Annotated in this window: 5 protein-coding genes and 1 tRNA gene; 3 read left to right on the top strand and 3 right to left on the bottom strand. The window is 38.3% G+C overall.

Features of this window, described 5'->3' with window-relative positions:
• Positions 1-33 precede the first annotated feature (33 nt).
• The 3 genes from PLK24_RS07535 to PLK24_RS07525 all read right to left on the bottom strand — a co-directional run bounded on the left by PLK24_RS07535 (position 34) and on the right by PLK24_RS07525 (position 3416).
• Positions 34-1575, bottom strand: a complete 1542-nt coding sequence (locus tag PLK24_RS07535; protein WP_324477809.1) for a sugar ABC transporter ATP-binding protein — start codon at positions 1573-1575, stop codon at positions 34-36.
• 173 nt (positions 1576-1748) lie between these two features.
• The gene (locus PLK24_RS07530; RefSeq protein WP_324477807.1) at positions 1749-2738 is read right to left on the bottom strand and encodes an autoinducer 2 ABC transporter substrate-binding protein; all 990 of its coding nucleotides are present in this window, start codon (positions 2736-2738) and stop codon (positions 1749-1751) included.
• Positions 2739-3339: 601 nt separating this feature from the next.
• Positions 3340-3416 (bottom strand) — tRNA-Arg (locus PLK24_RS07525).
• A gap of 144 nt (positions 3417-3560) precedes the next feature.
• Between PLK24_RS07525 and PLK24_RS07520 the strand changes: the two genes are divergently transcribed.
• From PLK24_RS07520 to PLK24_RS07510, 3 genes are all read left to right on the top strand, one after another.
• On the top strand, positions 3561-4433 hold the full coding sequence (locus tag PLK24_RS07520) for a GerW family sporulation protein (protein ID WP_324477805.1): 873 nt from the start codon (positions 3561-3563) through the stop codon (positions 4431-4433).
• A gap of 136 nt (positions 4434-4569) precedes the next feature.
• Positions 4570-5070 (top strand): GerW family sporulation protein, encoded by a 501-nt coding sequence (locus PLK24_RS07515; RefSeq protein WP_324477803.1) that lies wholly within the window; start codon positions 4570-4572, stop codon positions 5068-5070.
• Positions 5071-5290: 220 nt separating this feature from the next.
• Positions 5291-5669: M16 family metallopeptidase (locus PLK24_RS07510; RefSeq protein WP_324477802.1), on the top strand; the 379-nt coding region annotated here is incomplete at its 3' end.

Below are 5669 nucleotides of genomic sequence, written 5' to 3'. Positions count from 1 at the left end.
GTAAATTCTCTTCGTTTAATTACAATTTGGAGGTTAGCAGTCATAGTTTTTTTCCTCAATTGGTGAGCTCTTGGTTTTCAACATTCTTTCTCCGGTTGCGGCACGAATCAAATTCTCTGAGGTAATATCTTGATCTTCAAAGGCTCCAGTGATACGACCTTCATGCATAACAATCACTCGATCGGCCAGTTTTAGGATTTCAGGAAGCTCACTGGAGATGATGATCACGGCGATCCCTTTCTCAGCTAAAGAAGCAATCATATGGTGGATTTCTGATTTGGAGGCGACATCCACTCCCCGGGTGGGTTCATCGAGCATGAGAATTTGTGGATTTACCCCCAACCACTTGGCTAAGACTACTTTTTGCTGATTCCCCCCGCTGAGGCTATAGATTTTTGAATCAAGGCTGGGTGTCTTGATGGCAAGCTCTTTCACATACTTTTTTCCGAGCTCTTTTTCTTGGGAGTTATGAACAATACCCATTCTTGAAGAAATTTCTTTTAGAACCGTTACACTAATATTAAAAGCGGTACTTAAAATAGGGAAAAGACCTTGAGCCTTTCGATCTTCAGGGAGATAGGCAATTCCATTGGCCATGGCCTCTTCAGAAGAAGAAAAGCTTATCTTTTTTCCTTGGTAAACGATCTCACCGCTGTCGGGTTTAATCAGTCCGAAAAGAGTTTGAGCGATGTCAGTTCTCCCGGAGCCAACCAACCCAGAAAAACCTAAAATTTCTCCAGGATAAATATCAAAACTAATATCATAATAACGTCCTTTCCGGGTTAGATTCTTGACGGTGAGTATTGGTTTTTCTCCTTTTTTCCCCAGATGATTTATTTCTTCCACTAACAATCGTCCAGCCATGAGTTCAACTATTTTACTGCGATTGATTCCACCGACGAGATGTTCACCAACGACTTCACCATCTCGCATAATAGTAACTCGATCAGCAATGCGGAATATTTCTTCTAAGCGATGACTGATATAGATAATGCCAACCTTTCTCTCCTTTAATTTCTTAATAATTTCAAAAAGTCTTTCGGTTTCATGTTCGGTCAAAATGGCGGTTGGTTCATCAAAGATAATCACCTTGGCTTCATATACCAAAGCTTTGGCAATTAATGCTAATTGTTGCAATCCAACACTGAGGTCTCGCATGGGTTGCTTAATAAAATGAGGGGATATTTGGAGGGATTCAAATAACGATCGAGCTTTTTTTTCTTCTTCATTCCAATCGATATTGCCCCTTCGGGTTTTTATTTCCCGGCCTAAAAAAATATTTTCTAAAACACTCAATTCCCTATAAATGAGTGGTTCTTGATAGACAGTAGATATGCCAATTTCTTGAGCTTTCCTTGGGGAACCAATATTAACCGCTTTCTCAAGATAGAAGATTTCGCCTCGATCCTGAGAAAGTGCTCCAGAAATGATCTTGATGAGAGTTGATTTCCCGGCTCCATTTTCTCCAACCAAAGCATGAACTTCTCCAGGATTTAAAGAAAAATTGACTTTTTTTAAAGCATGAACTCCTCCAAAAGATTTTTCTATTCCACGACATTCGAGAATGGTATCCATGGTGAGCTCCTAATTCTTGACCCTCCCTATAGAGGTTAGGGAATAATTGGTACAAAACTAGTTCTTTAACTTTAAGAATATTTTAAAAACAACGTATATATTCAACTTCATGCATAAAAATATTATGGATAAATAAAGAAAAAGGCGTCCCGAAGGACGCCCGAAGAAAATATTTAGAAGTTAAATTGATCGACATTGTTGGCATCAAAAACCTTGGGAGGACCAAGCACCAACATTTTGTCTTGTACTAAAAATACCGGTTTGGTTTCTATGCCTGGAACATCATATTCTTTTCCATCTTCAAAGGTATTTTTATCCAGCAAGTATTTTGCTGCCCAAACAGTTAGATAGCCCAAGTCAACAGGGTTCCAGAGAACAAAGGACTTCACTGCTCCACTTTTCACATATTTTGACATCATTGAGGGAACTGAAATACCAGTAGCAAAGATTTGGTCAATTTTACCAGCTTGTTCGACAGCTTCCGCAACTCCAGGAGCTGAAGTACTGCATTGACCTATAACACCTTTTAAGTTGGGGAAAGCATTAATCAAATCAAGCATGACATTAATGGCCATTTGAACATCTTCTTCGGCATAACGAATGGTTACTAATTTCATATTAGGATATTCGGCTAGCTTTTGTAGTTCATAGAGAATCCAGGTGTTCAAGTTCCAAGCAGTAGGTCCGCAAGAAACAATGGCGAACTCTCCTTCGTAATTCATGGCTTTGGCTAATTCGTCTAAAGTGGTGTAACCAATTGCATCTTGAAGAGCCTGGTTGACAAATACCTCACGTACATCCTGAGCTCCGTCGGTATCGCTGGTTAAGACAACAATGCCTTTTTCCTGAGCTTTTTTGAGTACTGGAGTGATTGCTGCTGGGTCGTTGGGAGCAACAGCAATGGCATCTACTCCCTGTGTGATGAGGTTGTCAACAATTTCACTTTGTTTGGCAACATCGGCCGTTACCGGACCAGTGTAAATAAATTCAACATCCAGATCTGCAGCCGCCTTTTTCCCACCTTCTTCCATAGCATTAAAATAAGGAATTCCAATTAGTTTGGGAACAAAAGCTATTTTGTACTTTGCTTCTGCCAAAGCTGGAACTAAAAGAACCGCTACCACCAACAACATCATTACAACTAAAATATACGTTTTTTTCATATAAACCCCCCCAAAATATAATATGTATTTTTAATTACAGTTAAATATTACCTATTTAGAACTTTAAATTCAAGTTTCTTTTTTAGAGATTTGTGAAATTTAATTTAAAATAGAATACGGTGCGGTATTTCGATTGCAGGGCGGGATGGGACTTTATCTTGTAAATATAGCAAGAAGCGGGTTGTGAGTATTGAATAGGAAGGATTTCATCCTCATCCTCACCTTCTCCCATCAAGGGAGAAGGAACCTTAAAGTCGTCATTTCTAAGAGCGCAGCGACGTGAGAATCTCTCAAGGTTAATCTTTTTTTTCATCTCGTTTGCGGGCATGATAAATCAAGCCCCTACAAAAGAATTTTTAAAAATACTGTCAAACTGAGCGGTGATTTCCAGCGTGAGGACCTCATTTTTTTCCTTAAACCTCTCCCTTTGAATAAAGGAAGATTGAGGGATTCGATTTTTTTCTCTGTTCTTTCAAATGACCTTACCCTCTTTGCTAAAAGGGATCAAATATTGACAAGGAAAAAGCAGGAATAATATTTGAGCAACATACTCGTCAATTTTACACCGGATTTATAAAACGAGAAACGCTCTATGAAGCGGTGGCGCGCCCGGAGGGATTCGAACCCCCAACCGACAGATCCGTAGTCTGTTGCTCTATCCAATTGAGCCACGGGCGCAAAAAAGAATGCGATACTATTTTAAGGAGTTATTTAGTACTCGTCAAGGTATGAGTGTAATCTGAGGAGGCTTTTATTGCTTTTAATAATTTGGGCTCTTAAACTTTATTAAAAAAGTGTATAATTATAAAAGGAGGTGAGAGATTGAAAAAAATTGTGTTCATGGTAATTTTAATTTGGTTGGTTATGTCTTTATCGGTTTGGGCAGTAGAAAGTATTGATTCTGAAATTACTCGAATAACTTCTGCTTTAAAAGGCGAATATACCCTGGGAAAACCTGTTATTATTGGGGAACTGACAATTATACCGGTGGTAAAAACCAATGTCTTGTCTTTTGGCAGCGACAAAAACTCTTCTTTTCAAATGATTTTTGGTGGAATAAGCCTTGAACCAGTTGCTATATTAGTGGTAAAAGATGGGATATTTCAGATTTATAATATTGGTGAGCCCGATGCCGGTGTAGGGGAAATATTCGAAACTATTCCAGGATTATTACCCCAAACTCAAACTCTTTCTGAGAATGCAAAACAGGAATTGATTAAAAAAGGGAGGGAAAGTCTTCAAAAAAAGGATTTTGAGAAAGCAAGGCAAATTTTTGAAGACCTTTTAAAAAACAGTCCCGAACTCGCTGATGCTCATGCTCTCTTGGGGCAAGCATTAGGAGAGCTTGCTCAGTCTACAGCAGATCTTAACAAAAAAATTCAATATGGGATGGAAGCCTTCCGGGAGTTTGCTCGTGCTTTAGAAATTGAACCGGATAATCCTTATGCTTTAGTTGCCAGGGGATATGCTCGATTAATGGTCCCCCCTCCTTTGGGAGGAGTTGATATGGCCATCGAAGATTTTAATCTGGTGATCAATAAACACCCTGAATTTATTGATGCCTATATTGGTTTAGCTGAAGCATATAGCAAAAAGGGAGACCAGGAGAAAGCCAAGGAATATTTTAATAAGGTTCTTGAGCTCGATCCAGAAAATGTTCAAGCCAAAGAGGGTTTATCAAGATTGAACGAGTAAAAAAGATTTTTATTTAGAAAAACATATTGAACGAAGATAGCTTTATAATAAAATTTATAAGAGTTAGAAAGTCACTCTAAAAGTGAAATGTATGTTTAATGAAATTTTATTTGAAAGTTATTTGGAGGCGATAGGTATGAAAAAAGCGGTATTAATAAGTTTAATTGGACTAATGGTTTTGGTTTTGGGAAGCTGGGGATGGTCTCAAGAAAGCGTATCTAACGATATCATAACTTTGATGGATGCGGTTTTATCCAAGGTAACCCAAATGGTTCAACCCAATACTCTAATTGGAACGCCAATTCAAGTAGGAGACGTGACAGTAGTACCAGTGATTAAGGTTGATGTTGGATTTGGTGGTGGTGGCGGTCTTGGTATGCCAGCTGGTCAACCTTCTGGTGGAGGCACGGGTGGGGGTATTACTATGGAGCCAGTTTCATTTTTAGTTATTCAAGAAGGCAAAGTAACTCTGCTATCAGCCACGACTCCGGTTTCGCCCTGGAAGGATATTATTGAAACAGCAATGCCTATGATTATGCAGGGTCTACAGGGAATGTCAGGGATGCCAGCGGATATGTATAATTATGAATATGAACCATCGGAAGAACCGATAATTAGCCCAGTACCAGAAGAATAATAACTCTTTGATAAACTTAACAAACTCAGAAGCTTAAAGTGTTAGTATGGCGGGTATGTGATACCCGCCATCCTTTTTTTGTTCTAATTTAATTTTTTAATTTCCCTTTTATCCCCTCTTATAAAAGAGAGAGATCGATTCCAGGATAAGTATTTTCATTGTCATCTAATATCAAGAAAATATCATGAAGATCATCTCGGTTTAGGAGAAAAAAATCAAGATGAATTTGTCTTATACAAAAAAAGTATTTCCATCGGACTTAAAAGTAGTATTTCATCGGATGAAATCACCTTTAGTGACTTTGAATCTTTGGGCAAGAGTTGGAGTTAAAGATGAAGAACCAGTTCAGATTGGAATCTCTCATTTTTTTGAGCATATGGTTTTTAAGGGTACGACCAATTACCCAGGATTAGAATTATCTAGGCAGGTTCAAGCCATTGGTGGCAATATTAATGCTGGCACCTCCTTGGATACCACTGATTTTTATATAGTTGTCCCTAATAATCATTGGGAGAAATCATTAGAGCTGATTATCGATTTAGTAAACAATCCACTTTTTAATCCGATTGATATCGAACGTGAGAAAAAAGTAATCATTC

The sequence above is a fragment of the Atribacter sp. genome (genome assembly GCF_035418125.1).
In the GTDB taxonomy this organism is placed as follows: Bacteria; Atribacterota; Atribacteria; order Atribacterales; family Atribacteraceae; genus Atribacter; species Atribacter allofermentans.
This window is presented reverse-complemented; position numbering and strand designations above follow the sequence as displayed.

Bases quoted from the DNA above. Each gene is read 5' to 3' on its own strand.
- PLK24_RS07535 (WP_324477809.1), bottom strand. From the start codon at position 1,575: ATGGATACCATTCTCGAATGTCGTGGAATAGAAAAATCTTTTGGAGGA.
- PLK24_RS07530 (WP_324477807.1), bottom strand. From the start codon at position 2,738: ATGAAAAAAACGTATATTTTAGTTGTAATGATGTTGTTGGTGGTAGCG.
- PLK24_RS07515 (WP_324477803.1), top strand. From the start codon at position 4,570: ATGAAAAAAGCGGTATTAATAAGTTTAATTGGACTAATGGTTTTGGTT.